Origin of the sequence: Aeromonas sp. ZOR0002, from assembly GCF_963866995.1 — a bacterium.
Lineage (GTDB): Bacteria > Pseudomonadota > Gammaproteobacteria > Enterobacterales > Aeromonadaceae > Aeromonas > Aeromonas caviae.
In genome coordinates this window covers 1-436 of record NZ_CAWMFQ010000229.1, presented here as the reverse complement: position 1 = coordinate 436, position 436 = coordinate 1, and the positions used below count along the sequence as shown (strand labels likewise).

Annotated in this window: 2 protein-coding genes; one reads left to right on the top strand and one right to left on the bottom strand. The window is 48.4% G+C overall.

Annotated features, from left to right (window positions below; all coding sequences use genetic code 11):
- The first annotated feature begins 7 nt into the window (after positions 1–7).
- Positions 8–163, top strand: coding sequence for a hypothetical protein (locus AACR77_RS13180; protein WP_442853378.1), 156 nt, complete (start codon positions 8–10; stop codon positions 161–163).
- 75 nt (positions 164–238) lie between these two features.
- Here AACR77_RS13180 and AACR77_RS13175 read toward each other — a convergent pair.
- A partial coding sequence (locus tag AACR77_RS13175) for a hypothetical protein (protein ID WP_081999455.1) occupies positions 239–436 on the bottom strand: 198 nt, incomplete at its 5' end.

Below are 436 nucleotides of genomic sequence, written 5' to 3'. Positions count from 1 at the left end.
AAATGGCATCAGTGCCAGTCAATATCAAAAAGTCGCCGGAGTCAGCAAGGCGACTGCCACACGCCATCTGGCTGAACTGGTGGAGAGGGGATGCATTGAGAAATTACCTGGTGGCGGACGCAATACACGCTATCAGATCTGCTTGCACACCGAGGGAGTTTGAAAAAGCATCGCCATGGGGCGTTAATTTCATCTGGTAGATGAGAGCTGCGATTGGTGTACAAATGACGCTATTTAGTTAAATGTTGACGCCATGATGTGTGCCGTCAGGCATATGAACGAATAGACTTAACCGACAGTCATGGCTCTCAACTAATCTTTTGAGTGATAACAAACTATCGAGAACATCGGGATCTATTGCAGGAACATCACCAGGCCCGAGATTTGAAAGCAGTTTGGTCACACTGAGACGTACCAGTTGCTCTTCGGCCAGCGC